This is a genomic window from Halomarina pelagica (assembly GCF_024228315.1).
Classification (GTDB): domain Archaea; phylum Halobacteriota; class Halobacteria; order Halobacteriales; family Haloarculaceae; genus Halomarina; species Halomarina pelagica.
On record NZ_CP100454.1, the window covers coordinates 3,410,836 to 3,436,195 of the forward strand.

At 69.3% G+C, this 25,360-nt stretch carries 27 protein-coding genes; 12 read left to right on the forward strand and 15 right to left on the reverse strand.

Translation table 11 applies throughout. The features are described from left to right. Window positions 1-68 precede the first annotated feature (68 nt). Window positions 69-446 (forward strand): 30S ribosomal protein S8e, encoded by a 378-nt coding sequence (locus tag NKI68_RS17875; RefSeq protein ID WP_254544480.1) that lies wholly within the window; start codon window positions 69-71, stop codon window positions 444-446. Between the two features lie 171 nt (window positions 447-617). On the opposite strand, the gene NKI68_RS17880 is transcribed toward NKI68_RS17875, so the two are convergent. Next, window positions 618-1,613, reverse strand: a complete 996-nt coding sequence (locus NKI68_RS17880; RefSeq protein ID WP_254544481.1) for a phosphate signaling complex PhoU family protein — start codon at window positions 1,611-1,613, stop codon at window positions 618-620. Between the two features lie 297 nt (window positions 1,614-1,910). Here NKI68_RS17880 and phoU point away from each other — a divergent pair, with 297 nt between their 5' ends. Then, window positions 1,911-2,588, forward strand: a complete 678-nt coding sequence (phoU, locus tag NKI68_RS17885; protein WP_254544482.1) for a phosphate signaling complex protein PhoU — start codon at window positions 1,911-1,913, stop codon at window positions 2,586-2,588. Between the two features lie 394 nt (window positions 2,589-2,982). On the opposite strand, the gene NKI68_RS17890 is transcribed toward phoU, so the two are convergent. Together NKI68_RS17890 and NKI68_RS17895 are read right to left on the reverse strand one after the other, a co-directional pair. Next, window positions 2,983-4,152 (reverse strand): MFS transporter, encoded by a 1,170-nt coding sequence (locus NKI68_RS17890; RefSeq protein WP_254544483.1) that lies wholly within the window; start codon window positions 4,150-4,152, stop codon window positions 2,983-2,985. A 241-nt stretch (window positions 4,153-4,393) separates the two neighbouring features. Continuing rightward, window positions 4,394-6,613 (reverse strand): CDC48 family AAA ATPase, encoded by a 2,220-nt coding sequence (locus tag NKI68_RS17895; protein ID WP_254544484.1) that lies wholly within the window; start codon window positions 6,611-6,613, stop codon window positions 4,394-4,396. Window positions 6,614-6,743: 130 nt separating this feature from the next. Between NKI68_RS17895 and larC the strand changes: the two genes are divergently transcribed. Together larC and NKI68_RS17905 are read left to right on the forward strand one after the other, a co-directional pair. Further along, a complete protein-coding gene (gene larC / locus NKI68_RS17900) occupies window positions 6,744-8,180 on the forward strand; it encodes a nickel pincer cofactor biosynthesis protein LarC (RefSeq protein WP_254544485.1) in 1,437 nt (478 codons plus the stop codon). Between the two features lie 22 nt (window positions 8,181-8,202). Beyond that, window positions 8,203-8,475 (forward strand): hypothetical protein, encoded by a 273-nt coding sequence (locus NKI68_RS17905; protein ID WP_254544486.1) that lies wholly within the window; start codon window positions 8,203-8,205, stop codon window positions 8,473-8,475. A 42-nt stretch (window positions 8,476-8,517) separates the two neighbouring features. Here the strand turns inward: NKI68_RS17905 and NKI68_RS17910 are convergent, their stop codons facing one another. The 3 genes from NKI68_RS17910 to radB all read right to left on the reverse strand — a co-directional run bounded on the left by NKI68_RS17910 (window position 8,518) and on the right by radB (window position 11,066). Continuing rightward, entirely contained in the window at window positions 8,518-9,444 is a 927-nt protein-coding gene (locus NKI68_RS17910; RefSeq protein ID WP_254544487.1) for an alpha/beta fold hydrolase, read from the reverse strand. Between the two features lie 59 nt (window positions 9,445-9,503). After that, entirely contained in the window at window positions 9,504-10,265 is a 762-nt protein-coding gene (locus tag NKI68_RS17915) for a hypothetical protein (RefSeq protein WP_254546450.1), read from the reverse strand. Between the two features lie 108 nt (window positions 10,266-10,373). Further along, window positions 10,374-11,066: a DNA repair and recombination protein RadB gene (gene radB / locus NKI68_RS17920; protein WP_254544488.1), complete on the reverse strand. Its 693-nt coding sequence runs from the start codon at window positions 11,064-11,066 to the stop codon at window positions 10,374-10,376. Between the two features lie 81 nt (window positions 11,067-11,147). On the opposite strand from radB, the gene NKI68_RS17925 reads away from it, so the two are divergent. Next, on the forward strand, window positions 11,148-11,852 hold the full coding sequence (locus NKI68_RS17925; protein ID WP_254544489.1) for a helix-turn-helix domain-containing protein: 705 nt from the start codon (window positions 11,148-11,150) through the stop codon (window positions 11,850-11,852). Window positions 11,853-11,868: 16 nt separating this feature from the next. On the opposite strand, the gene NKI68_RS17930 is transcribed toward NKI68_RS17925, so the two are convergent. Then, window positions 11,869-12,993 (reverse strand): VIT1/CCC1 transporter family protein, encoded by a 1,125-nt coding sequence (locus NKI68_RS17930; RefSeq protein WP_254544490.1) that lies wholly within the window; start codon window positions 12,991-12,993, stop codon window positions 11,869-11,871. 153 nt (window positions 12,994-13,146) lie between these two features. Then, on the reverse strand, window positions 13,147-13,536 hold the full coding sequence (locus tag NKI68_RS17935; RefSeq protein WP_254544491.1) for a secondary thiamine-phosphate synthase enzyme YjbQ: 390 nt from the start codon (window positions 13,534-13,536) through the stop codon (window positions 13,147-13,149). 200 nt (window positions 13,537-13,736) lie between these two features. Here NKI68_RS17935 and NKI68_RS17940 point away from each other — a divergent pair, with 200 nt between their 5' ends. Then, the gene (locus NKI68_RS17940) at window positions 13,737-14,741 is read left to right on the forward strand and encodes a DHH family phosphoesterase (RefSeq protein ID WP_254544492.1); all 1,005 of its coding nucleotides are present in this window, start codon (window positions 13,737-13,739) and stop codon (window positions 14,739-14,741) included. A 51-nt stretch (window positions 14,742-14,792) separates the two neighbouring features. Continuing rightward, the gene (locus tag NKI68_RS17945; RefSeq protein WP_254544493.1) at window positions 14,793-16,094 is read left to right on the forward strand and encodes a cation:proton antiporter; all 1,302 of its coding nucleotides are present in this window, start codon (window positions 14,793-14,795) and stop codon (window positions 16,092-16,094) included. 205 nt (window positions 16,095-16,299) lie between these two features. Here the strand turns inward: NKI68_RS17945 and gcvH are convergent, their stop codons facing one another. Continuing rightward, window positions 16,300-16,683 (reverse strand): glycine cleavage system protein GcvH, encoded by a 384-nt coding sequence (gcvH, locus tag NKI68_RS17950; protein ID WP_254544494.1) that lies wholly within the window; start codon window positions 16,681-16,683, stop codon window positions 16,300-16,302. Next, window positions 16,680-17,768, reverse strand: coding sequence for a glycine cleavage system aminomethyltransferase GcvT (gene gcvT / locus NKI68_RS17955; protein ID WP_254544495.1), 1,089 nt, complete (start codon window positions 17,766-17,768; stop codon window positions 16,680-16,682). The genes gcvH and gcvT overlap by 4 nt, the downstream gene beginning before the upstream one ends. Window positions 17,769-17,918: 150 nt before the next feature. On the opposite strand from gcvT, the gene NKI68_RS17960 reads away from it, so the two are divergent. Then, entirely contained in the window at window positions 17,919-18,152 is a 234-nt protein-coding gene (locus NKI68_RS17960; protein ID WP_254544496.1) for a hypothetical protein, read from the forward strand. A gap of 174 nt (window positions 18,153-18,326) precedes the next feature. Here NKI68_RS17960 and NKI68_RS17965 read toward each other — a convergent pair whose 3' ends face one another. Further along, on the reverse strand, window positions 18,327-18,563 hold the full coding sequence (locus tag NKI68_RS17965) for a hypothetical protein (RefSeq protein WP_254544497.1): 237 nt from the start codon (window positions 18,561-18,563) through the stop codon (window positions 18,327-18,329). Window positions 18,564-18,633: 70 nt separating this feature from the next. After that, complete coding sequence (locus tag NKI68_RS17970) at window positions 18,634-18,804, reverse strand: hypothetical protein (protein ID WP_254544498.1); 171 nt, start codon at window positions 18,802-18,804, stop codon at window positions 18,634-18,636. A gap of 62 nt (window positions 18,805-18,866) precedes the next feature. Between NKI68_RS17970 and NKI68_RS17975 the strand changes: the two genes are divergently transcribed. After that, on the forward strand, window positions 18,867-19,298 hold the full coding sequence (locus NKI68_RS17975; RefSeq protein ID WP_254544499.1) for a hypothetical protein: 432 nt from the start codon (window positions 18,867-18,869) through the stop codon (window positions 19,296-19,298). On the opposite strand, the gene NKI68_RS17980 is transcribed toward NKI68_RS17975, so the two are convergent. The 3 genes from NKI68_RS17980 to NKI68_RS17990 all read right to left on the reverse strand — a co-directional run bounded on the left by NKI68_RS17980 (window position 19,282) and on the right by NKI68_RS17990 (window position 23,149). Then, window positions 19,282-19,461, reverse strand: a complete 180-nt coding sequence (locus tag NKI68_RS17980; RefSeq protein WP_254544500.1) for a hypothetical protein — start codon at window positions 19,459-19,461, stop codon at window positions 19,282-19,284. The two genes, NKI68_RS17975 and NKI68_RS17980, sit on opposite strands and share 17 nt — an antisense overlap. A gap of 146 nt (window positions 19,462-19,607) precedes the next feature. Then, window positions 19,608-21,386 carry a Na+/H+ antiporter gene (locus NKI68_RS17985; protein WP_254544501.1) on the reverse strand — a complete coding sequence of 593 codons (1,779 nt, stop codon included), beginning with the start codon at window positions 21,384-21,386 and terminating at the stop codon, window positions 19,608-19,610. Between the two features lie 182 nt (window positions 21,387-21,568). Next, entirely contained in the window at window positions 21,569-23,149 is a 1,581-nt protein-coding gene (locus NKI68_RS17990; RefSeq protein WP_254544502.1) for a S8 family serine peptidase, read from the reverse strand. A gap of 122 nt (window positions 23,150-23,271) precedes the next feature. Between NKI68_RS17990 and NKI68_RS17995 the strand changes: the two genes are divergently transcribed. Genes NKI68_RS17995 through NKI68_RS18005 form a run of 3 tightly spaced genes read left to right on the forward strand, consistent with a single transcriptional unit; the run spans window position 23,272 to window position 25,238 of the window. Then, window positions 23,272-23,754, forward strand: a complete 483-nt coding sequence (locus NKI68_RS17995; protein WP_254544503.1) for an NYN domain-containing protein — start codon at window positions 23,272-23,274, stop codon at window positions 23,752-23,754. 34 nt (window positions 23,755-23,788) lie between these two features. Beyond that, a complete protein-coding gene (locus NKI68_RS18000) occupies window positions 23,789-24,619 on the forward strand; it encodes a TatD family hydrolase (RefSeq protein ID WP_254544504.1) in 831 nt (276 codons plus the stop codon). A gap of 37 nt (window positions 24,620-24,656) precedes the next feature. Continuing rightward, window positions 24,657-25,238: a DUF2150 family protein gene (locus NKI68_RS18005; RefSeq protein ID WP_254544505.1), complete on the forward strand. Its 582-nt coding sequence runs from the start codon at window positions 24,657-24,659 to the stop codon at window positions 25,236-25,238. Window positions 25,239-25,360: the final 122 nt, after the last annotated feature.

The window sequence follows — 25,360 nt, forward strand, 5'->3', positions numbered from 1 at the left end:
GTCGCCGGCGTCCTAACACTGTCGGTCCGCATCGAGCGTTTTAAGCACCTCTCGGGACACTCCACCGTATGAAGTTCCAGGGACGCTCCCGGACCAAGCGTACCGGCGGTCGACGCCGCCCGATCCGCAAGAAGCGCAAGCACGAACTCGGCGCGACCCCGACGGAGACCCGCGTCGGCGACGCGAAACTCAAGACCGTCGACACGCGCGGCGGCAACGTGAAGGTCCGCGCGATCTCCACGGACGTGGCGAGCGTGGCGACGGACGACGGCGTCGTCTCGGCCACCATCAACGGCGTCACGCGGAACGACGCCAACCCGAACTACGTCCGCCGAAACATCATCACCAAGGGTGCCGTCATCGACACGTCCGCCGGAACGGCCCGCGTCACCTCCCGCCCCGGACAGGACGGGCAGGTCAACGCCGTCCTCGTGGACGACCAGTAGGTCCGTTCGGTTCTCCTTCGTCTCCTTCCGCCACCCGTTCTAGCTCCTGATCCGAGCGTCGTCGGCGCAGAGGACGGGTCGGTGCGACGATCGAGCACGGTCGAGCAGGTGTAACGAGCGCGCTCGAGAAGCAGCCGGCTTCGGTCGGTGCGTAGACGGCGACGGCTACAGCTACGGCTTCGGTGCGGCCTTCTGCAGCGCCGTCTCGGCGATGTTGCCACCGTAGTCCGCGCTCCTGCCGAGCGAGTCCACGACGAGACCGAGCAGCTGGGCCTGTTGGGGGTCGAGTTCGCGGATGAGCTTGTCGACCTCGCGGGCCCGCTTGTCGATCTCGTCTACGCGTTCGCGGGCCTCGTTGGCGAGGCGGGTCGCGCGCTCGGAATCGTCCTCGAGGAGCGCGTCCATCGCCGTCTCGGTGACGTTTCCCGCCTCGGCGAGCAGTTCCTGGAGCCCGTCTGCGGCCTCCTCGGGAGTCGCGTCCAGTTCGAGGGCGTGCTCCGCGACCTTCGTCGCGTGGTCGGCGATGCGCTCGAGTTGCCGGGCGCTCGAGTGGTAGTCGAAGCAGACCTCGCGACCGAGACCGACCTCGGTGGCGGTGCTCGGATCGCGCAGGACGGACCGGAACACCCGAGAGGTCATGTACCACAGGCGATCGACGTCGTCGTCGCGCTCGATGACGTCCTGGGCGAGGTCGTCGTCGTCCTCGATCAGCGCCGTGACGGCGTCGTTGAGCATGCTGAGCGCGACCAGGCGCATCCGCGTGATCGCGTTGATGATCGAGAGTTCGGAGGAGTCGAGGAGGTCCTGAAGGATGATGTGCTCGCTCGTCTCCCCGATGACCTCGAGGCCGACGAGCCGCTGGGCGGCATCGCGGATCGCGCGACGCTGGGAGGCGGTGACGCGCGCCGTCTCGAGGTTGATGATGTCGAACCCGCTGACGTACATCGTCATCACCGCCCGCATCAGCTCCCTCCCCTCCAGGTTCGTGATGTCGAGGGTCCCCTCGGTCCGCCGCTCCTCGGCCTTCGGCGTCAACAGGAGCGAGTCGTCCTCGGGGTAGAACTCGACGACGCTCCCGGCGCTGATGCCGTTGTCGGTCGCCCACGTCTTCGGAAGCGAGACGGTGTACGTCGAACCCCCCGTCACCTGCACCTTGCGCGTTTCCATGGTCCGGTGTCGAGAGCGGTGGGCCATAAATCAATCCATTTCTATATATCGGGTGGCAGTCTACTGTCTCGACATGTCACCAGGGTATACCTCGTCCGAAGTACGGACGAATCAGGGCCACCGTTCGATCGATTCCAGAGACTCCTCGAACGCCGACGATCACGCCGTCTCGTTCGGTATCGTCGGAGTATGCTGTCATATATACTCACACTACTCGGTAGGGACGTCAACGCGAGGGTATTTATTTCGGGAGCGCGCCCACAGGCATATGAACGATACGTCCGTGGTGGTACGCTGATGGCGCGACAGGGATACCAGGAGAAGCTGTCTTCGCTCCGCGAAGACGTGCTCTACATGAGCGAAGTGGTCTCCGAACGACTCCGGATGGGTCTCTCCGCCCTCGAATCGAAGGACCGCGACCTCGCGATGGAGGTCATCCAGGGCGACGACGAGGTCAACGAACTCTACCTCGACCTGGAAGGCCAGTGTATCGACCTCCTCGCGCTGCAACAACCCGTGGCGGGCGACCTCCGGTTCATCGCCTCGTCGTTCAAGATCATCACCGACCTCGAACGCATCGCCGACCTCGCGACCAACCTCGGGACCTACACCCTCGACGCGAAGCGTGACGTCTACCCCGACGTCGACGTTCAGGGGATCGGCCAGATGACCCTCGAGATGATCGAGAACGCCATGGACGCCTACGAGGCCGAGGACGCCGACGCCTGCTTCGCCATCGCGGAGCGGGACGACGACCTCGACCGCCTCTGCGAGCGCGCCTCCGAGACCGTCGTCAGGGACCTGATCGAGACGGAGTCGGTCGACAGGGACGACGAGGAGATCGAGACGCTCATGCAGGACGTCTCGCGCCTCCTGCTCACGGTTCGCGACCTCGAACGCGTCGGCGACCACGCCGTCAACATCGCCGCCCGCACCCTCTACATGGTGGAGAACAGCGACGAACTGATCTATTAAAACCCACCTTTTACTCCGCCACCTTTTGCTGCGCTCGCGCGCCAGCGACCGCGAAGCGGGTCGCTGGCGGCTCCCTGGCAAAAGCTGGATCAAAACCCTCCTCACCCCCTCGCTGCGCTCGGGGGTTCGTCGGTCCGCTCGCTCGGCCTTCGGCCTCGCTCACGGGTGCCGCGCTGGTGCCATCGGTGGTGTTCAGGTCGGTAGGGTGGTCTTGCCGGTCCGTACTTTTATAACCGAGAACGGGACCAGAGACCTCCGTGACGTGAAAATCGTCGCGGGGCGCTCGCGGGTGCGCGACGCCACGCCCCGCGAACCGGACACCCCGCCGCGGCGTCGCCTGCACTCCAGGGTGTCGTTCAGCGCACGCAGAGTGTGCGGTATCGAGTCGAGACCGTCACTCTACGCGGTTCGCCACCGTCCCCTCCGCACCCGCCAGGAGCGCCCCGAGAGCGACGCAGCCGGCCAGCAGGGAGAGGGCCGCCGACCAGCCGGCTCGCGTCGCGACGCTCCCGACGACGACCCCGCCGAGCGACCCGACGAGGATGTAGACGGTGCGGACGAGACCGAACCCGACGCCCCGTTCGTCCGCGTTGAGGGTGTCGACGATGCGGGACTGGACCGGCGGGCTCCACGTCATTCCGACGCCGACGAGGCAGGTCGCGAGCGCCGCGGCGACGAGATCCGTCCGGACCGCCAGCAGCACGTACCCGAACGCCCCGGCGGCGAGCGCCGAGACCGTCGTCGAGCCGCGTCCGATCTCGTCGGAGAGCCACCCGACCGCGGGCTGGCCGATGGTCAGCACCGCGAAGTAGAGGGCGAACAGCGCGCCCGCGGTCGCGGGCGCGAATCCGTGGTGCTCCTCCAGCACCGCGAGTAGGAACGAGAAGGTCGCCACGTCGGCGAACTGGCCGAGCGACGCGATCCCGGTCGCGAGCGCGAGGTCGCGGCGGGAGAGCAACTCGACGAGCGCGGCGACGTCGGGGCGCGGTCGAGCCGTCCCTCCGTCGGTGCGAGGGACTGGTCGAACCAGCGCCGCGAACCCCACGAGCACCGGAACCGCGACGACGGCTCCGAGCGCAAGCGCGACCCGCCACCCGAACTGAACGCCGACGAGCGCGACGACGGGGGCGGTGAGGCCGACCGCCTGCCCCCCGATCCGATGGACGCCGATCGCCCGCCCCGTCTCCGCGTGGAGATTCGTCAGAAGGGTCGTCGCCGGGGTGTAGTAGACGCCGGTCGCGAGACCGAGGAGGGTCATGGCCAGGACGAACGTGATCGGGCTCGGAGCCAGCGCCAACCCCAGGCTGCCGATCGCGGTGGCCGCCAGCGATCCGAGGACGACGCGACGCTCGCCGACACGGTCCCCGAGCATCCCGCTCGGCAACTGTACGAGGGCGTACCCGGCGGTCATCGCGGTGAACCCGACGCCGAGGACGCCGGTCGTCGTCCCCAGACCGTCAGTCACGGACGGTACGAGCGGACTGACGACGAACTCGCTGAAGCGCGTCCCGAAGTACGCGAGCGCGCAGAGGGCGAGCGCGGTGTCGCGGGAACGCCAGTCCATCGAACGTCCGGCGAGATACCGAGCTTCGCGACAAAAGCGTTGCTAGAACTAACTAACAGACCGGCGCTACCACCGGCTTCTTCGCCGTGGCACGAGCGCGTCGTTCCGCGAGCGACCGCAGGGAGCGAGTGGGCCAAGGAACCCCCGAAGGAGCGAAGCGACTGAGGGGGTGACGCGGGCTTTTGGTCCAGATTTTGCCAGCGGGGGTCCTTCGGACCCCCGCGCGGCAAAAGGTGGGTTCCTATTGGAAGCCGATACGGCCGCTCTGGCGCTCCGGGGTGCGCTGACCGCCGCGGAACTGGTCGGCGATGTCCTCGTAGTACGAGCGGATCTCCTCGGAGATGGTCGGTCGGACCGACTCCATCGCCTGGCGGAAGTGGCGCATCTCGACCTCGTCGGCGTCGTGGTCCTCGCGGAGCGCCTCGATGGCCGCCTCGCGGCATATGCTCTCCAGGTCCGAGCCGACGTACCCGCCCGTCAGCTCCGCGAGTTCGCGCAGACTCACGTCCGGCGCGAGCGGCGTGTTCTGCGAGTGGATGCGGAAGATCTCCTCGCGGCCCTCGAGTTCCGGCTCGCCGATGAAGACGAGGCGGTCGAAGCGACCCGAGCGGATGAGCGCCGGGTCGATCATGTCCGGGCGGTTGGTCGCGCCGATGACCATAACGTCCTCCATCTCCTCCAGCCCGTCGAGTTCAGTCAGCAACTGGTTGACGACGCGCTCGGAGACGTTCGAGCCGACGTCGCCGCCGCGACCGGGCGCGAGGGAGTCGAGTTCGTCGAAGAACACGACCGTCGGGGAGACCTGCCGCGCCTTGCGGAACGTCTGGCGGATGGCCTTCTCGGACTCCCCGACCCACTTCGAGAGCAACTGCGGGCCGCGCACCGAGATGAAGTTCGCGTTCGTCTCGTTGGCGACGGCCTTCGCCATCAGCGTCTTGCCCGTCCCCGGCGGGCCGTAGAGCAGCACGCCCGACGGCGGGGTGATGCCCATGCGCTCGAACCGCTCCGGGTTGTTCATCGGCCACTCGACGGACTCCTGGACCTGCTGTTTCGCGTCGGCGAGGCCGCCGACGTCGTCCCAGGTCATCTTCGGGAGTTCGACGAGCACCTCCCGCATGGCGCTGGGGTCGACCTCCGCGAGCGCGCCGCGGAAGTCCTCCCGCTTGATGATCATCTTGTCGATGAGGCTGGGCGGGATGTCCTCCTCGTCGAGGTCGATCTCGGGGAGGTACCGCCTGAGGGCCTTCATCGCCGCCTCCTTCGTCAGGGACTCGATGTCGGCCCCGACGAAGCCGTGGGTCTCGTCCGCGAGGTGGTCGAGGCTCACGTCGTCGGAGAGGGGCATCCCGCGGGTGTGGATCTGGAGGATCTCCTTGCGCCCGATCTCGTCGGGGACGCCGATCTCGATCTCGCGGTCGAACCGGCCGGGGCGGCGCAGCGCGGGATCGACGCTGTCGACGCGGTTCGTGGCGGCGATGACGATGACCTGTCCACGCGATTCGAGGCCGTCCATCATCGTCAACAGCTGGGCGACGACGCGCCGCTCGACCTCCCCGGTCACGTCCTCGCGCTTGGGGGCGATCGAGTCGAGTTCGTCGATGAAGATGATGGAGGGCGACTCCTCGCTCGCGTCCTCGAAGATCTCCCGCAGCTGCTGTTCGGACTCGCCGTAGTACTTCGAGATGATCTCCGGCCCGGCGATGGAGAAGAAGCTCGCCGAGGTCTCGTTGGCGACGGCCTTCGCGAGCAGCGTCTTGCCCGTCCCCGGCGGGCCGTGCAGGAGGACGCCCTGCGGTGGCTCGATGCCGAGCTTCTTGAAGATCTGGGGGTGCTTCATCGGGAGTTCGACCATCTCGCGGACGCGCTGGATCTCCCCCTGCAGCCCGCCGATGTCCTCGTAGGTGATGCCGCCGCCGGTCTTCTCGAAGCCGGAGATGGGCTCTTCGCGGAGTTCCACTTCGGTATCCTCGGTGATGAGTACGACGCCCTCGGGCTCGGTCTCGACCGCGATGAGCGGGATCGCCTGGCCCGGCGAGCGCATGAACGGGTGGTTCGTGCTCGACATCACGGGAACGATGTCTCGCTCGACGACCGGACGCTTGAGGATCTGGCGCTTCACCATGCCCGCGGCGTCGCTGCCGAACTGCACGCTCGCCTCCTCGGGCGGCGCGAGCACCAGCCTGTCCGCCTTCGTCGCCTCCGCCTTGCGGATGGTCACCCGCTCGCCGATACCCACGTCGGCGTTCTGTCGGGTGAACCCGTCGATGCGGACGGTGTCGGTGTTCCAGTCCTGCCGGTCTGCGCGCCAGACCTTCGCGGCGGTCCGATCGCCTCCTTCGATCTCGATGATGTCACCTGGGCTCAACTTCAGGTGCAGCAGCGTGTCCGGGTCGAGGCGGGCGATGCCGCGCCCCGAGTCGTTGGGGTACGCCTTCGCCACCTCCAGTTGCACTTCGTTCATATTGCGGGGTTACCCGTAGGTCGGGTTCGACCGGGTATATCCCTTTTGCTCATCACTCACACGGTCGTACCTCTCGACGGGTCGTGACGCGATCGGTCGACTTTTTCGCTCCCCCGGACGATCACCGATCATGGACACCATCGCGTTCGACGGGCGCATGGGCGCGAGCGGCGACATGCTCCTCGCGGCGCTCCTCGCGGCCGGGGCCGACCGCGACGCCCTCGCCCCCGTCGAGGACGCCCTCCCCGTCGAGTACGACGTGCGCGAGGTCGAGAAGAACGGCATCCTCGCCACCCGGGTCGTCGTGCGATTGACGGACGACGCGGCGGACGGCGCTGACGGTGCCGAGCCGCACAGCCACGGGGAGCACGAGGAGGACGGACACGATCACGACCACGACCATCCTCACGATCACGGTCACTCTCACGATCACGGTCACTCTCACGATCACGACGATCACGACGACCACCGCGCGCACGATCACGATCACCCGCACCCACACGACCATCCCCACGATCACGCTGAGGGGGCCGGTCCCCTCCGCACCTACCGGGAGGTCGTCGAACTCGTCGAGGGGATGGGTCTCCCGGCGCACGTGACGGCGGACGCGAAGGCGATCTTCCGGATCCTGGGCGAGGCGGAGGCGCGGGTCCACGGCACCGACCTCAACGACACGCACTTCCACGAGGTCGGCGCGGACGACGCCGTCGCGGACGTGGTGGGCGTCTGCCTCCTCCTCGCGGACCTCGACCCGGAGCGCGTCGTGACGACGCCGCTCGCGGCCGGCGGGGGCGAGGTGTCGATGAGCCACGGCACGTACCCCGTCCCGACGCCGGCGGTCGCGAACGTCGCGGCCGCGGCCGACTGGGAACTGCGCGGCGGCCCCGTCGAGGCGGAACTGCTGACTCCCACCGGCGCGGCTATCCTCGCGCACGTCGCGACGGGGGTCGAGACCCTACCCACGCTCTCGGTCGAGCGCGTCGGGTACGGCGCGGGCGGCTACGACTTCCCCGAACACCCCAACGTGCTCCGCGCGCTCGTGGGGCGGACGCGGGGGAGCCTCGTCCGCGACGAGATCCGCGTGCTGGAGACGAACGTCGACGACGCCTCCCCGGAGGTGCTCGGCGGCCTCCACGAGTCGCTCGCTGAGGCGGGCGCGCGCGACGTCTCGATCCTCCCCGCGACGATGAAGAAGTCCCGACCGGGACACCTCGTGAAGGTGATCGTGAAGCCCGAGGACGCGGGGCGCGTCGCCCGTCGCCTGGCCGAGGAGACCGGCACGCTCGGCGTCCGCGAGACGGGCGTGCGACACCGCTTCGTCGCCCGTCGAACCCTGGAGACGGTCGAACTCGACGTCGACGGGCGGGCCTTCGAGGTGTCGGTGAAGGTCGCCAGCGACGAGGAGGGCCGGATCTTCGACGCGAGCGCGGAGTACGACGACGCGGCGCGCGTGGCCCGGGAGACCGACCTCCCGGTGCGCGAGGTGATGCGCCGGGCGGAGGCGGCGGTCGGGGACGGCGACGGCTCCGTCGACGGAGCCGTCGGCTCCCGAGAAAGAGATAAGTGACCCCCTGCCCGAGTGCCGGCAGATGAACCTGCCGGCGGTGCTCACCGTCCTGCTCGAGAGGCTGACCACGCCGATCCGCCTGTCCGTCGGTCCCGCGTCGAGGCGCACCCCCGACTCGCTCCACTGCGACCACGACGCGGTCACCCCCGACAGCGAACTGTACGACGAGTACCGCGACGAGTACACGCGGCTGTGCACCTGCGATCGCTGCGGCGCGCGCATCGCCCTCCGCTACGAGCGGACGGCGGCCGCGCGCATCGACCGGAGCCGCGATCGAACGTCGGGCGTGGAGTGATCGAGGGACTGGCGCAGTCGGCTCCGGCAGGGCGGAGATCCCTCAGTCCGACGGAAGCCCGTCCAGGAACTCCCGCACGATCGGCACCAGGTCCTCGCCCGTCTCCTCCTGCACGTAGTGGCCCACGTCGGCCAGTTCGACCGTCTCCGCCTCCCGAAACAGCGCCTCGAAGGTGCGGAGGAACGGCGGGCGGAACGCGCGGTCCCTCATGCCCCACACGAGCAGCGCGGGCGCGTCGGCGACGGCGTGGCGGCGCTCCCACAGCGATTCGAGCCACCCCGTCGAACCGACGATGGCGCGAGGGAACACCCACGTCCCCTCGCGGTCCTCGCGGCGCGCCAGCGGCCGGAGGTACTGCTCGCGGATCTCGGGGGTGAGCTTCGAGCGGTCCGCGTACGCGAGGGGCATCACGTACCGCGCGAAGGCGTTGTACCGCTCGCAGGCGACGCGGCCGAGCGGGCCGCCGGCGAGCCAGCTGAACGCCCGGTAGTACGCCCGATCGTCCACCGGCCAGAACCACGTGTTCATGGCGACGATCCCGCGAACCCGCTCGGGGTCGTCGAGCGCGAGAGAGAGCCCGATCGGCCCGCCCCAGTCCTGCACGACGAGCACGAGGTCCTGCAGGTCCAGTTCCTCGACGAACTCCGCGAGAACCTCGGCGTGGTCCTCGGGACGGTAGGAGAACCCCGGCGGGCGCTCCGAGAGGCCGAACCCGAGGTAGTCGAGCGCGACGCAGCGGTACTCCTCGCGCAGGCCGCGGATCAGGTGGCGGTAGAGGAACGACCACGTGGGGTTGCCGTGGAGCATCAGGAGGGTCGCCCGGGGGTCGTCGGGCCCCTCGTCGACGTAGTGGACAGCGCCCGCCGAGAGGGAGAGACAGCGCGACTCGAAGGGGTACGCCTCGCGGTCGACCCACGACGTGTCCGTTCGGTGGGCGAGTTCGACGTTCGTGTCGGTCGGTTCGGACATGCGGCGGGTACGTCGTCCGCGAGGATAAGCGTGCGAGTCGGTACCGTGAGTAAATACAATTACTCCCGTCGATGCTCGTCGAGCGCCTCGTCGAGGCTCAACTCGCCGCGGGCGACCCGGCGGGCCAGCGACTCGGTGATGGTGCGGTTGTCGTCGCTGCGCTCGCGAGAGCGGCTCTTGATGACCTGGATCTCGCCGGCGGTGGGCTCGATCTCGCGCCCCTCGATGCGTTCGCCCGACAGTCGGGCGATGTTGACGGCGGCGAGCACGTCGCCCATCCCGCGCGCGCCGGTGCCGACGTAGGGGGTCGTCCCCGTCTCGTCGACGAGTTCGACCGGCGCATCCGCCGCGAGGTCGTCGACGATGCGCGCGCCGACCAGCCGCGCGCCGTCGCCGATCCGGACGACGGGGTCGACCGCCTCCTCCAGTTCGCGGCGGACGACCTCGGCCGCGTCGGTCGCCGGCACCTGGAACGCCGCGACGACGAGGTCGCCCGAGAGGACGGCGATGCCCGGGCGCTCGCCGGGGTCGATGCCGACGACGGTGCGCCCCGCGGCGCCGCGCATGACCGCGAGCGCCTCCTCCACCGCCTCGCGCGGGGCCGCCGGGTCGGCGGGGACGACCGCCACGTCCGCTCGGTCGGGAGCCTCCCCGTCGAACGCCGCTTCGTCCACGTCCTCGTCAGGTCCGACGATCACCAGACGGGCGTCCGGCGGGAGCGGGTCGTCGGGTTCCTGCGTGGTGAACTCCGCGCCGCGCTCGCGGAGTTCGTTGACCACGCCGTGGTAGACCTCGAAGTCCTCGGTGGCGACGACGATCACGGTCTCACCTCCGGACCGCACGGGCATGTCTCTCTCGCCCGGGTCGCGGCTACCTCCCCGAGGGTCACGGGCGAGTCCGGACGAGTCACGGGCACCACCGCGTCGCGGCTACGGCTCATCGCCCGCCACCAGCCCCTCCTCGACGATGCGAAAGCGGACCGACTCGCCCACCGGCTTCGATCGGTGCTTCTCGAGCGTCACGCGGCGGTTGCCCCCGCGGAAGCGCTCGAGGCGGAGGACCGCGCCGGACCAGTGAGAGAGGGTGTGGCCGCCGAGCGCGCGCGTCCGATCGCTCTCGGGGTCCGAGAACACCTGGTTCGTGATGACGACCGCGAGGTCGTAGCGCCGGGCGAGCGACAGGAGGTGGGTCACCTGCCGGACGACCGTCCGGAGCGCCTCGCCCTCGTCGTCGTTCTCGCGTTCGAGGCGGTAGAACCCCGTCGCGCTGTCGAGGACGATCAGGTCGATCTGCGAGGCGACCTCGGTCGCGTCGCGGACGGCCTCTGCCTGCTCGTCGAAGTCGAGCGCCTCGGTTATCATCACCCGCGAGGCGAGGTCGTCCACGTCGTCCTCACCGGCGCGGGCGCGCGCCAGTTGCTCGAACCGGTCGATCGAGAGCCCCTCCGTGTCGATGAAGAGGGCGCGGTCGCCCTCCGCGACCGCCTCGACGGTCGCGCCGAGCGCGAGGTTCGTCTTCCCCGCCGCGGGCGGGCCGTACACCTGCGTCACGGTACCGCGCTCGAACCCGCCGCCGAGGAGGTCGTCGATGGGCGGACAGCCGGTGGGGATGGGGGGAGTCACTACGTCGATCGTTGGACACATCCGATAAAAACGTCCTCGATACGCCAGCGCTTTACCGTCCGGGGACCCGGGATGAGACGGATGACCGATCTCCGCCACACGCTGGCACAGCGCATCGCCGGTGAGGTGGTGCTGAGCGACGATCCCGGCGGGACGCTACGCAAGTGGCGCACCGACTTCGACGTCGCGCAGACGGCGCTCGCCGACCACCTCGACGTCTCGCCGTCCGTCGTCTCCGACTACGAGAGCGGCCGCAGACGGAGTCCGGGCATCGGCGTCGTCCGTCGGGTGATCGAGGCCCTGCTCGACATCGACGAGGCGCGCGGCGGCACACACGTCCGCCAGTTCGCGCGCGTCATCTCGGCGGGCTTCGAGAGCGACATCGTCTACGACCTCCGGGAGTACTCAGCCACCGTCCCGATCTCGCGGTTCTACGACGCCATCGACGCCGAGGAGGTCGTCGAGGGGACCCAGCGCACCATCGCGGGTCACACCGTCATCAACTCCATCGAGGCCATCACGCGCCTCTCCAGCGAGGAATTCTACCGCCTCTACGGCCAGTCGACCAACCGCGCGCTCGTGTTCACCGACGTGACCCGCGGGGAGTCGCCGCTCGTCGCCCTCCGCGTCGTCACGCCGACGCCGAGCGCGGTCGTCCTCCACGGGATGGACCGCGACGCGCTGTGGGAGCACGCCCCGGCGCTCGCGCGCGTCGACGGGTTCTCGCTCGCCGTCACCGACGCCGACCTCGACGCGATGCTCGACGCGCTGCGGACGGTCGCCTGACCGCCCGGACGAACGCTCATCCCGCGATCGCGACGCCGATGAGGCTCCCGACGCCGTAGGTGAGCGCGGCCGCCGCCAGCCCGATGAGTACCTGCCGACCCCCCGAATAGAGTACGCTCCGCCCGGTCAGGAGCGTGATCCCGGCCCCGATGAGGAAGAGCGCGAGCGCGCTCAACCCCAGGCTGGTAAGGACGGCCGCGGTGCCCGTCAGGAGGGCGAAGGGCAGCACCGGCACGACCGCCCCGAGCGCGAACAGGACGAACGACGCGCCGGCGGCCTCCCACGCCGACCCGCCCAGTTCCTCCGGGTCGATGCCCAGTTCCTCCCGCGCGAGGGTATCGAGCGCCGCCGACTCGTCGGCGACGAGCCGATCGGCGAGCGAGCGCGCCTGCCCCTCCGACAGCCCCTTCGCCCGGTAGACGAGCGCGAGTTCCTCGGCCTCCTCCTCGGGGAACTCCGCGAGTTCGGACGCCTCGACGGCCAGCTGTCGCTGGTAGAGTTCGCGCGAACTCTGCACGGAGAGCCACTCGCCCATCGCCATCGACCCGGCACCCGCCAGCAGCCCCGCGAGGCCGGTGACGAGGATCGCCTGCGCCGCGAGCGCCGCGCCCGCGACGCCCATGACGAGGCTGAGGTTAGAGACGAGGCCGTCGTTCGCCCCCAGGACGGCGGCCCGGAGGGCGTTCCCGCTGGTCGCCCGGTGACGCCCCTCGAGCCGTGCGATCGCCCCGCCCTCCATCCCGCCCGCCCCCTCGATCGAACGCAGGAGCCGGGCGTGCGATCGCTCCTGGGCCGGGATCCCCGCCGCCGCCGCCTCCGGCTGGTCGACGTAGGCGTGGCTGTCGGTCAGTTCGGCCGCGTCGAGCGTCGGGAGCGCCGCCCCCGGCCCGAACCAGCGGACGAGTCGACTCAACGTGCGCGCCCGCCACCCCGGTCGATCCGACGGAACGCTCGCGCCGGCCGCTTCCAGTCTCTCCGCCCAGAGCCCGGCGTGCTCGGCCTCCGTTCCGGCGAGGCGGCGGTAGAGCGTCGCGAGGTCCGGGTTCGACTCGGCGCTCGCCATCGCCCGGTAGACCGCGGCGCTGTCCACCTCCGCGCGGTAGTTCGCCCGGTAGCGCTCGACGTCGCTCGCGTCAGCCATGTGTCGGTTCATCGTCGTCGACGGGCTTGAGCACTCCTCCGCCCGTTCTGGTTCCGACGGGTCGCGCGTCGAGACGGTCGCCGCGGGCCGGGACTGGGATCGTACGGTCGTCGGATCGGCGCGACCGCCGGGACCGACCGAACCGCCGGACGCTCAGGCGCTTCGCGTCACGGTCACCGTCACCCGTCGGGAGCGCGGGCCGTCGCACTCCACGAGGAGCACCGACTGCCACGTCCCGAGGTCGAGGCGGCCGTCTACGACCGGGATCGTCGCGCTCGGACCGAGCAAGAGCGCCCGGAGGTGGGAATCGGCGTTGCCGTCCAGGTCGTCGTGCCGCCAGCCCTCGTCGGCGACCGCCTCGCCGAGGAACGCCGCCACGTCGTCGAGCAGCCTCGACTCGGCCTCGTTGACGACGACGCCGGCCGTGGTGTGACGGACGAAGACGGTGCAGATCCCGGTCGCGTCGGACGGAACCGCGCCCGCTACCCGATCGGTCACGTCCACCACCTGCGTCCGCGCGTCCGTGTCGACGGTGAACTCCATGCGTCGGGGAGGCGCGGCGTCGGTATATACTGTCGGCGGGACCCGCTCCGGGGGATCCGGCGTCCGACCGCCGACCGTCGGGCGGACCGCCGACAGGGGCGCTCCCTGCGGCGGACGGGGCGGTCGTCAGCGTTACGTGACTATCACTAGCGTGTAAAAATAAAGCGAAGTTTATTCCGAAATCGCGCGTAGTGTCACCCGTGGGCTACGCACAGCAACTCGTCGACACGCTCGACGGGGTCGACTCCCTGTTGGTGGTGTGCCACGACAACCCCGACCCCGATTGTATCTCGAGTGCGCTAGCGCTCGAGACCATCGCCCGCGCGGTCGGCGTCGGAGAGGTCCGGACGGCCTACAGCGAGGAGATCTCCCACCAGGAGAACCTGGCGTTCATCAACCTCCTCGACATCGACCTCGAGGAGGCGGAGGAGCTACACCCGGACGAGTTCGAGCGGATCGCGCTGGTCGGACACGCCGAACCGGGGGCCTACGACGACCTGCCGGTCGAGACGGTCCCCGACATCGTCATCGACCACCGACCGTGCGACGAGCCCGGAGACGTCTCGTTCACCGACTGTCGCACCGGCTACGCGACGACGGCGGCCATCCTCGTCGAGTACCTCCGAACCCTCGACATCGTCCCCTCCGAGCGCCTCGCCTCCGCGCTCCTGTTCGCCCTCCACCGGGAGCGGCTCGATCACGTCCGGAACCCGACCGCCAACGAGTACGCCGCGGGGGCCTACGTCCGGCCGCACGCCGACGTGGAACTCGTCGAACGGATGTACGGGGCGGCGTTCAGCCCGACGACGCTCGACGCGATCGGCGAGGCCATCCGCAACCGCGAGGTCAGGGGGTCGGTGCTCGTCACCTCGGCCGGCATCACGACCGAGACGGACGCCCTCCCGCAGGCGGCGCGCTACCTGCTGAACCTCGAGGGCGTCCGCACCGTGCTCGTCTTCGGCATCGTCGAGGACACCATCCGGATGAGCATCCGCTCCACGGACCCCCGCGTCAACGCGGGCGAGGTCGCCCGCCGGGCGTTCGACGACGTGGGGGACGCAGGCGGCTACCGCGACATGGCCGGCGGCGAGATCCCCCTCGGACTCTTCGCCGACGCCGCGGACGACGCCGTCGTCCTCCGCTACGCCGCCGAACAGGTGAGCGACCGCTTCTTCGAGGAGATGCACCTCTACGACGAAGACTGACCGCGACGCGCAGGAACAAAGGCCGTACGTGTCGATCCACAAAATAACGCTATGCAGGAGTACATCGAGCCGCTCGCGCGCCAGACGGTGTTGCTGTTGCTCGTTCAACTGGCGCTGATCCTGTTCGTCGCGCGGGCGCTCGGCGCGCTCGCGGAGCGCGTCGGGTACCCGGTCGTCGTCGGCGAGTTGCTCACCGGGATCGTCCTCGGGCCGTCCGTGCTGGGCCTGCTCGCCCCGGACCTCTTCCGGACGTTGTTCCCGCCGAACGCGACGCAGTTCCACCTCCTCGAGGTAGTCGCGTTCATCGGGTTGCTCCTGTTGCTCGTACTGACCGGTCTCGAGACGGACCTCGAACTCATCCGACGCGAGTCGAGGACGGCCGCGGCGATCTCGCTCGCGGGGATCGCCGTCCCGTTCGCGATGGGGTTCGCGCTCGGCGAGTGGATGCCACGGGAGTTCCTCGCGACGCCCGATCAGCCGATCGTGTTCAGCCTCTTTCTCGCGACGGCGCTCTCCATCTCCGCCATCCCGGTGGTCGCACGCGTGCTCATGGACCTCGACGCGCTCGGCCGCGGCGTCGGACAGCTGACGATCGTCGCCGCGATGGTGGACGACACGATCGGCTGGTTCCTGCTCTCGCTCGTGGCGGGGCTCGCCCGCAGGGGCGGATTCGACGCCGTCGGGACGGTGACGACCGCGGGGTTCCTCTTCGCGTTCCTGATCGTCGCCTTCACCGTCGGGCAGTGGCTCGTGACGGCGCTCATGAACTCGGCCGCGACCGGCTCCGACCGAACGACGCTCTCGACGATCGTGATACTCGCGCTCGGCACCGGCGCGATCACGGTGGGGATCGGCCTCGAAGCGGTCCTGGGCGCGTACGTCGTCGGAATCCTCGTCGAACGCTCGGGAGCGCTCGACGGACGGACGTTCCAGGCGTTCGAGAACATCACCATTGGGGTGTTCGCCCCCGTGTTCTTCGCCACCGCCGGCCTGCGGGTCGACCTCTCGGCGCTCGCGGAGCCGTCCACCGCGGCGATCGCGGCGATCACGCTCGCCGTCGCCATCGCCGGCAAGTTCGTCGGCGCGGCGATCGGCGCGCTCGGGACGGGACGGTCGCGCTGGGTGGCGTTCACCGTGGGGGCGGGACTGAACGCCCGCGGCGCGATCGAACTCGTCGTCGCGACGGTCGGGCTCCAACTCGGCGTGCTAACGATCGAGCTCTACTCGATCATCGTCCTCGTCGCCGTCGTCACGTCGCTGATGGCCCCGCCGTTGCTGCGGTGGTCGCTCGCCCGTCACCCGGAGGAACACGCACCTGAGCGAGCGGACGAGGTCGCGACCCACCGACACTAGTCCTCCTCGCGCGACCGATACCGCTACTCGTGCCCCGACCGACGACCGACCCTTGGACCGTTCGATCGGAGCGATCGAGGGGACGGACCGAGGTCCTGGGGCGAACGCCGACCGAGTTACGTATAGCGATATACAGTGTAATAGATCGCCGCGCGTGGCGACTCGTGCATTCGCGGCAGACGTAAAAAACCGGCCGACCGCGGGTTCAGGCGATCTGCTCTTCGTACTCCTCGGGCGTGAGGAGCGCGTCGAGTTCGTCCTCGTCTACGCCCTCCAGTTCGAGCATCCAGCCGTCGCCGAAGGGGTCCTCGTTGACGAGTTCGGGCGCGTCGAACAGGTCCTCGTTGACGGCGCTCACGGTGCCCGAGAGCGGCGCGTAGAGGTCGGAGACGGCCTTGATGGACTCGATGACGCCGAACTGCGCCTCCTGTTCGAGTTCGTCGCCCTCGTCGGGGAGTTCGACGAACACCACGTCGCCCAGCTCGTCCTGCGCGAAGTCGGTAATGCCGATTCGAGCGGTGCCGTCCTCGATGCGCGCCCACTCGTGCGTTTCCAGGTAGTACAGGTCGTCGGGTATCTCGAAGCTCATAGGAACGGTGTTTCGGTGACGCGTGCGTCTTTCTTTCGTTCGCGGACGACGACCCCGATCTCCGTGCCCGGGTCGGCGTACTCGCGCGGGACGTACCCGAGGCCGATCGGTTCGCCGAGCGTGGGACTCATCGTACCGCTGGTGACCGTCCCGATGACGGTCCCCTCCCCGTCGGTGATGTCGTAGCCGCTCCGCGGGACACCCCGATCGAGGAGCGTCAACCCGACGAAGCGCTCGTCGGGGTCGGTCGCGTCGGCGAGCGCGTCGCGACCGACGAAGTCCGTGTCGAGCGCGACGACGAAGCCGATGCCCGCCTCGTAGGGCGTCCGCGGGTTCGACTCGGGGTCGAAGTCCTGCCCGGAGAGCAGGAACCCCTTCTCGATGCGGAGCGTGTCCCGCGCGCCGAGACCGCAGGGCTGGCAGGGGAGCGCGGACCAGACCGTCTCCGCCCCGTCCCACGGACAGAGGATCTCGAAGCCGTCCTCGCCCGTGTAACCCGTGCGCGCGGCGAGAACGTCGATCCCCTCGACGGTCGCCTCGGCGACGTCGAACCGCGAGACGTCGCGGACCCCCTCGCCCGCGGCGTTGGCGACGAGGTCCTCGCTGTCGGGGCCCTGGACCGCGAACATGGCGTACTCCTCGGTGCGGTTCTCGACGGTGCAGTCGAGATCCCACCGGTCGCGGTGGTCGACCCAGCGCGCCGCCATCTCCTCGTCGTGGCCCGCGTTCGGGACGAAGAGGTAGGCGTCGCCCGCGTCGGGCTGATGCGCCTCGGGGAGCGCGTACACGACCGTATCGTCGAGAACGACGCCCGATTCGTCGGTGACGGCCGAGTACTGCCCATCACCGGGTGAGAGTCGCGATACGTCGTTCGTGGTGAGCCGCTGCATCAACTCGGCGGCGTCCGGACCCCAAACCTCGATCTCGCCCATGTGCGAGACGTCGAAGATGCCGACGGATCCGCGGACGGCCTCGTGTTCGGTCCGGATGGAGTCGAACTCCACCGGCATCTCCCACCCGCCGAACTCCGTGAACTTCGCGCGGTCGGCGAGGAGGTCGCGCAACGGCGGTTTCCGAAGGGCCATATGCCTCCCCTCGGGGCGAACGACGTAATGATTTGGTTTGTCGGACGGGGGGAGTCGGACCACGGATACACCGATAATCGCGATACGAAATCCGAGACCCGAACGCCGGGGACCGACGGTATATCACGACGCGGGCGTAGATCCGTAGACGTGACCGACGAAGACACCGATGCCGAGGCCGAGACCGAGGACCGCCCGGACGTGGACAGCGGCGGCGTCGAAAACGAGGCGATCATCAAGGGGTTCTACGACGACGATGGTGCCGAAGCGACGGACGGGCACGACGGGGCAGGAGACGACGGATCGGGGGACGACGGAGGAGAGAGTGACGGGGGAGAGAGTGACGGAGGAGAGAGTGACGGAGGAGAGAGTGACGGAGGGTGAGTGAAGAAGTAGCGGGCGACGACGCGGCGGACGAGGCGACAGGCGGCGGGGACGGGCGGCGTCGATCGGTGGACGGCGAGCGTCCGTTCCGGCGTGGATCGCGCCGCGCTCGCGACCCACTACCGTACGAAGAGGCGGAGGTGTTGACGTTGCGAGGGTCGTACGGGTGGCGGTTCAGCTCTCGAACGGCGGTTCGTCGCGGTGGTTGTCGACGTTCTCCTGTTCGGCCGCCTCCTCCTCGCGGACCTCGGACTTCCGCTCTACCTCCTCCTCGATCTCCTCGTTGCGGCGCTCGCGGGCGGCCTCCTTCGCCTTCTCCTCGGCCTCCGCGGCGTCGTCCGCCTCCTCGCTCTCGTCTTCGTCTCTCTCCTTCGCGAGTTCGACGTCGCGGCCGTGTTCGTCGTCGGACATGTTTCGGTCTTCTCGCGCCACTCTCAAAGGAGTGGTGGCGGCAACGGCAAGGTCCCCGGGGGAGCGTGAGCTACGCCGGTTCGACGATGATCCGGCCGTCGCGCAGTTTGTAGACGAGCCGATCCCCGACCTCCACCTCGATTCCGGCCTCCGCGAACTCCTCACGAACGGCCTTGATGAGGCTGATCCGCCACCGGTCCGTCACTTTCGTCGTACCGAGAATCCGCTCGTCGTCGGTCATTATCGGTGGAAAGCAGTCGACACTGTTATGCACTTTTAGCTATTCCGACGAAATAGGTAATAGTGACTATCGAGGTACGGCGGGGAGACGAACGCGGACTGGTGGTCGTTACCGAGGAGCCCCACGAGGAGCGCATGCGGGAGTACGTCAGCGTCGGGCCGGGCCTGGGGACGACCTTCGACGGCGACCGCTACGTGACGCCGCTGACCGTGGTCGCGGCCGCCGCCGATCGGCGTCTCAGCTGGTCCGCGTCGGGGCCGGACGCGGCGCTCGACCGCGCGCGGCGCGCCATCGAACGGCGAGCGCCGGCGGCGGTCTGGCTGCGCGAGTATCCGATACTGCGTGAGGTGCTACCGCCGGGGGCGGCCTCGCGGCTGACCTGCGAACTCGCGCTCGCCGCGGGGGCGTCCGGCGCGCCGCTGGTCGTGTCGATGGACGCCCGCGGGCGTCGGGGCGCGTCGAGGGGAACCTCCGATCTCAACGACCGGAGGTGAGCAACGTCGCCGGTTCGCCCGCGAGATCGGTACTCGCACAGCGAGGGCACTCCGCGCCGATCGACCAGTCGGGGTCGGCGCGACTGTCGTCCGAACCGACGAGGCAGGTGAGTTCGACGAGCAGGACGAATCGATCCGTGTTACCGCAGTTGCGACAGTGCATAGTCGAGAGACCGGCTGGTACGTTCACGTCGCCGGTGGGAGTCACTCGTCCCGTTCTCGCACTTGAAGCTTCGTCCGGGGTGGGGCTCCGCGATACGACGCGGCGGATCGGGAGGGCCCCGCGTCGAGCGCCGGCGTTCGGCGCGGTCAGTCGGTACTCGATCCCGCGTCCGCGTCGGGACCGGGGCCGACGTCGAGACCGTGCTCGGCGGCGCGCGTGCGCCAGAACTCGGTGTAGCCCTCCTCGCCGCGTTCGACGGTGGTCTCGCCGCTCCGCACCTGGTCGAGCTTCAGGTCGACCTCGTCGAGCAGTCGCTTGCCGACCTCGTCGGTGACGACGCCCGACCGAACCGCGTCCATGATGGCGCTCTTCTCCCGCTGGAGGATCTGCCGCTCGCCCACCAGCAGACGCTCGCGGCGGAGTTCGGGGTTGTCCCCGAGCAGGGTGGCGATCGCCTCCTGGAGGTCGTCGAGTTCGCGCTCGTACTCGTCGGTGAAGTCCTGGTAGACCTCCCGCGGGAGGTCGCCCCGTCGCTTCAGGCGCTCGGCCGCCGAGAGCGCCTCGTTTACGGCCCGGCGTCGTCCGACCAGCAGTTCGTACAGCTCCTCCACGTCCGAGCGCGTGACGATGCCGAGCCGTCGCAGGAGGTTCGACATCGTCATGCCCTGGACGACGAGGCTGAACGCGGCGACCCCGAAGACCATCGCGCGCAGTTCCTCACGGAACGGAAACGGCGTCCCGTCGGCGAGCGTGCGCGGCAACCCGAGCACCAGCGCGATGGGGATCGAGGCGTGGAGCCCGCCCCAGAGCATGACGTGCTGGTAGCTGCGCGAGATGGGCGGCTCGACGAACCGGTTGAGCGCGGCCGCGATGGGGTAGACGGTGACGGCGCGGGCGACCAGCACGGCCGGGATCGCGAGCGCGATGAGGCCGACGTGCGAGATCAACTGCCCGACCGGCGTCACGACGCCGATCATCAGGAAGATGAACGTGTTGACGAGGAACGCGAGGGTCTCGAGGCTGTTGAAGATGGAGATCTTCGTCTGCGGGCTCATGGCGTACTCCGCGCCGCGGTTGCCGATGAACAGCCCCGCGACGACCGTGGCGATGACGCCGGAGACGTGGAGGTAGTGCTCGGCGAGCAGGAAGCTGCCGTAGGCGAGAAGCAGCGTGAGGACGATCTCGGTCATGTGCTCGTCCAGGTTGACCATCACGCTGTAGACGGCGTAGCCGGTGACCAGGCCGACCATCAGGCCGCCGAGGCTCACCACGGCCACGTCGAACGCGACCCGCGCGACGCCGGCGACGGTGAACAGTTCCGCCGGGTTCGCCCCCCGGACGACGAGCGTCAGCAGCGCCGAGAAGAGGACGACGCCGACGCCGTCGTTGACGAGGCTCTCGCCCTCGACCAGCACCGAGAGCCGGTCGGGCGCGCCGAGTTCCTTGAACAGCGCGAGGACGCTCACCGGGTCCGTCGGGAGGATCATCGCGGCGAACAGGAGGGCGACGAGCAGGGGGAAGCCGAACAGCTCCGCGCCCGCCAGGCCGAGGACCACGACCGACGCGACGAGACCGACGACGGCGAGCGCCAGGATGGGGACGAGGTTCCGACGGAGCCGTTCCAGGTCGGTCGTGGCCGCCCCCTCGAACAGCAGCGGCGGGAGGAGGACGAGCAGGATGAGGTCGTGCGAGAGCGCGATGTCGATGTCGACCGCCCTCGTCGTCGCGCCGACGACCGACACGGTGAACCCCGCGAGCAGGAGCGCGATGGTGTAGGGGAACCGTCCGACCTTGGCGACGAAGACCCCGACGCCGGCGGCGATGATGGCGATGGGGAGCAGATCGAGGAGGATCCCCTCGATGCTCGCCCCGCTCTCCGCCGCGAGGGCGACGAGAACGACTGGATCGATAGCGAGGGCCGACATGGTTCACCCGAGAAGACGAGGGGGGATAAGAGTGGACGGCGCGAGCGCAACGTGACGAAGGCGGGGGGGGGGGAGGAGACGGCGTGAACCGGGCGCTCGGAACGTCCTGTCTGCCGTACCGTCGTGACGCTACTCGCCACCTCGGGGTGGCGAGATTCGTGACGGGCGTCCGTCCGACAGTATCAGGCGTACTCCGTGATGGTCAGCGTGTAGTCGCCGCTCCCGCTGTAGGAGTCCACGAGGACGTGGAGGTCGGTCGAGGCGTCCGGGGTGTCGATCGTGATCGTCTCCTGGCTGTCGGTCGTCCACGACCGGTAGTCGTAGCTCGACGTGGTGGGACAGGTCCCCGTCCCGTCGTTGGCGTACAGGTCGAAGTCGGCGGACGCGGGGCCGCTCAGTTCGATGACGACCTTGCTCGGAGCGGCGTAGTGCCACGCGTAGGTCCAGCAGTCCTCGTCCCAGTACCCCGAGAGCGAGTCGCTCACGGACGCCGTCTGCGAGTCGCCGCTCCCGCCGTCCCCGCCGGAACCGCTCCCCGGCTGGGTCGTGACGGCGTTCCCGGCGTCCACGCGGCCGCTCCCCTGCTTGGCGGCGGAGAGATCCACGTCGACGGCCGTGGCCTTGAGGTGCGAGCGCAGTTCCTCGTTGGTGAGGTTCCACGCGGCGAGCGTGAGGCCCGCGACGCCCGCGACCACCGGCGTCGCCATCGACGTGCCCGAGATCGAGTTATAGCCGTCGTCCGTCCACGTCGATATGACGTTGGTGCCCGGCGCGGCGAGTTCGATCTCCGATCCGTAGTTCGAGTAGGCGGCGAGCGTCCCGTCGGGATCGAGCGCGGAGACGGCGAGGCACTCGCTGTAGGCCGCCGGGTACGAGACGGACCCGCCGTAGTCGTTGCCCGCCGCCGCGACGAGGAGCGCGCCGTTGCTGTAGGCGTACGAGACGGCGTTCTTCATCGTGCTGGTGTACCCGCCGCCGCCCAGCGAGAGGTTGATCACGTCCGCCCCCTGGTCCGCGGCCCACTGGATGGCGTCCGCGATGTCGCTCGTGCTCCCGGTGCCCGCCTCGCTGAGCGCGCGCCCGGCGATGACCGTGGAGTTGCCGATGCCGGTGACCCCCTCGCCGTTGTTCACCTCGGCGGCGGCGATGCCGGCGACGTGCGTGCCGTGGGTCTCGTCGGCGAGCGCGTCGGGATAGGGGTCGGTGTCGTCGTCCACGAAGTCGTAGCCGGGATCCGCGGCCACGTTGCCGTCGAGGTCCGGGTGGTCGTACTTCACGCCCTGGTCCACGACGGCGACGGTGACGCCGGAATCGCCCAGCGTGGTGTCCCACGCCGTCGGGGCGTTCACCATCTGGTCGGCGTACTGGTCGTCGTAGCGGGGGTCGTTCGGGACGAACAGCGCCTCGAAGGTGGCGTTCTCCTCGACGTACTTCGCCGCCTCGTACTTCTCGATCCGCTTGCGTATCTTGCGCCGCTCCTTCTCCGAGACGTCGCCGAGTTCGATCGCGAGATACCGGAGCACCTCGTTCTCGTGGGTCAGCGTGACGGTGACGTCGTACTTCTTCTCCAGTTTGCGCTCGATCTTCCTCCCGTGCTTCTCGACCTTCTTCCCGTCCGCCGAGATGCCGACGAGGAGTTCGCCCTCCTTCGGGCCGGGCGAACGCCCCGGCGTCGCGCCGGCGACGCCCGCGAAGGCACCGACGCCGGCGAGGCCGGACAGTCTGAGGAAGCGACGACGATCGAGCGTGTGTCTCTCACCCATTGCGACAGTACCGATTCCCTGATAGTATTTTAGTCTATCTATTCTGCGTTAAATTAATTCGTCGAAGGCGGATCGAGAGTCGAACCAGCACGGCTTTAGGTGGCCGCCGGTTCCCGACGGACATGAGCGGGTTCGTGCGCCGATTCGTCGGGGATGAGGGCCGTCGAGTCGGGTTGTTCGTCGACGGCCCGAACGTCTTTCGCACCGAGTTCGACGTCGACCTCGACGACGTTCGCGCGGCGGCCGCCGAGCGCGGCCGCCTGACACACGCCCGGCTGTACGTCGACGAGCGCGCCACGGCTGGACTGATCCAGGCCGCGGAGGCCCACGGCTTCCGGGTGGTGACGACCAGCGGCGACGTGGACGTGAAGCTCGCCGTGGACGCGACGGCGGCCGTCGCTGACGGCGCGATCGACGTGCTGGCGATCGCCTCGCGGGACATGGACTTCAAGCCGGTGCTCGAGACGGCCGCAGAGCGCGGCGTCCGCACGCTCGCCATCGCCCCCGGCGACTACGGGCGCTCCGACGCCCTGCCGAGCACGGCCCACGAGGCGGTGACGCTCGGGCCGTCGGGATCGTTCGAATCGTCCGAATCGTCCGAATAGCCGCCCTTTTACCCGACCGCGACGACGTTCGGACATGGACCCGGTGCTCGACGACCACATGCACCTCGACCCGGTGAACGGCCGCGGCGTCGAGGCGTGCGAGGAGTTCGCCGACCACGGCGGAACGCACCTGCTCGTGCTCAACAAGCCGTCGTGGCACTACGGCGTCGCGGTCGAGGAGAGGGACGACTTCCGGACGGCCTACGACCACACGGTGGACGTGGTCCGGGAGTCGAACGAGGTGCTCGCCGGGCGCGCGTGGCCCGTCCTCGGCGTCCACCCGGCGCTGATCTCGCAACTGGTCGAGCGGGGCTACGCGCCCGAGGAGGCCCGCGACCTGATGTGCGCGGGGCTGGACGCCGCCGCCGAGTACGTCGCCGACGGGACGGCGCTCGCGCTCAAGTCCGGGCGACCCCACTACGAGGTGGACGAGGCCGTGTGGGCGGCCTCGAACGAGGTGATGCGCCACGCGTTCGCGCTCGGGGCGGACCTGGGGTGCGCCGTCCAGCTCCACACCGAGGGCGGCGAGGACTTCACGGAGGTGGCCGAGTGGGCCGAGGCGGCGGGGATGCGGCGGGAGCACGTCGTCAAGCACTACTCGACGGGCGGCGTGGTCGGGCCGACCCCGAGCGTGCTGGCCGACAGGGAGGAACTGGTGCGGGCGGCCGAGCGCGAGGTCCCCTTCATGATGGAGACGGACTTCATCGACGACCCCGACCGACCGGGCGCGGTGCTCGGCCCGAAGACGGTGCCGCGGCGGACCCGCTGGCTGCGCGAGGAGGGGTACGACGAGGCGCTCGAACGAGCGCACGTCGAGACGCCGCGGATGGTCTACGGTATCGACACCCGCGGAACGTTGGAATAACGAAAAGGCATATGGCCGGCCGCCCGAAGTCGTGAGTATGAGTACGCCGGAGGGTGAGTACTACACCGAGGAGCGCTGGCAGAACTGGCTCGACCGCCTGGACGAGGAGGGCGTGGATCTCGAAGACGAGAGTTCCGCGCGCCTCCGGCTGAACCTGCAGGACGACACGGTCATCGCCGTCGCGAAGGTCGTCTCGGCCTACGACGAGGGCGAACTCGACGAGGAGGCGGCGATGGAGGAACTGGCGGGTATCCAGGAGATCGTCCTCTCGGAGGTCGAGTTCGACGACGAGGACACCCTGATGCTCATCGACGCGGTCCAGACCGCGCTCGTCTGCGTCTTCCACGCCGCCCAGGAGTACGTCGCCGCGGGCGTGACGAGCGACGGGACGGTCGAGGAGCACGTCGAGGCCGCGCGCGACGCCGAGTCCGAGGAGGACCTCGACGCCGCGCACGTCCACTGCGTGCAGGCCGGCACGCTCATCATCGACGGCCAGGACATGGACCTCTCGCTCGTCGAGGACCTGGACTACGGCCTCGTCGCCGAGTGGGTCGACGGCCTCAACAGCCTCTACGAGGCGCTTCGCGACCCCGAGGTCGTCGAAGAGGACGAAGCGTAGGACGCCTCCGAGCGCAGGAAGCGCGGGCGACCGACCCGGTGCACCCCCGGACCCCATCCGCACCCGCCATCGCGCCGTTCTCGCGGAACCCGTCCGACGACCGGCGGTCCCGCGCGCCGCTG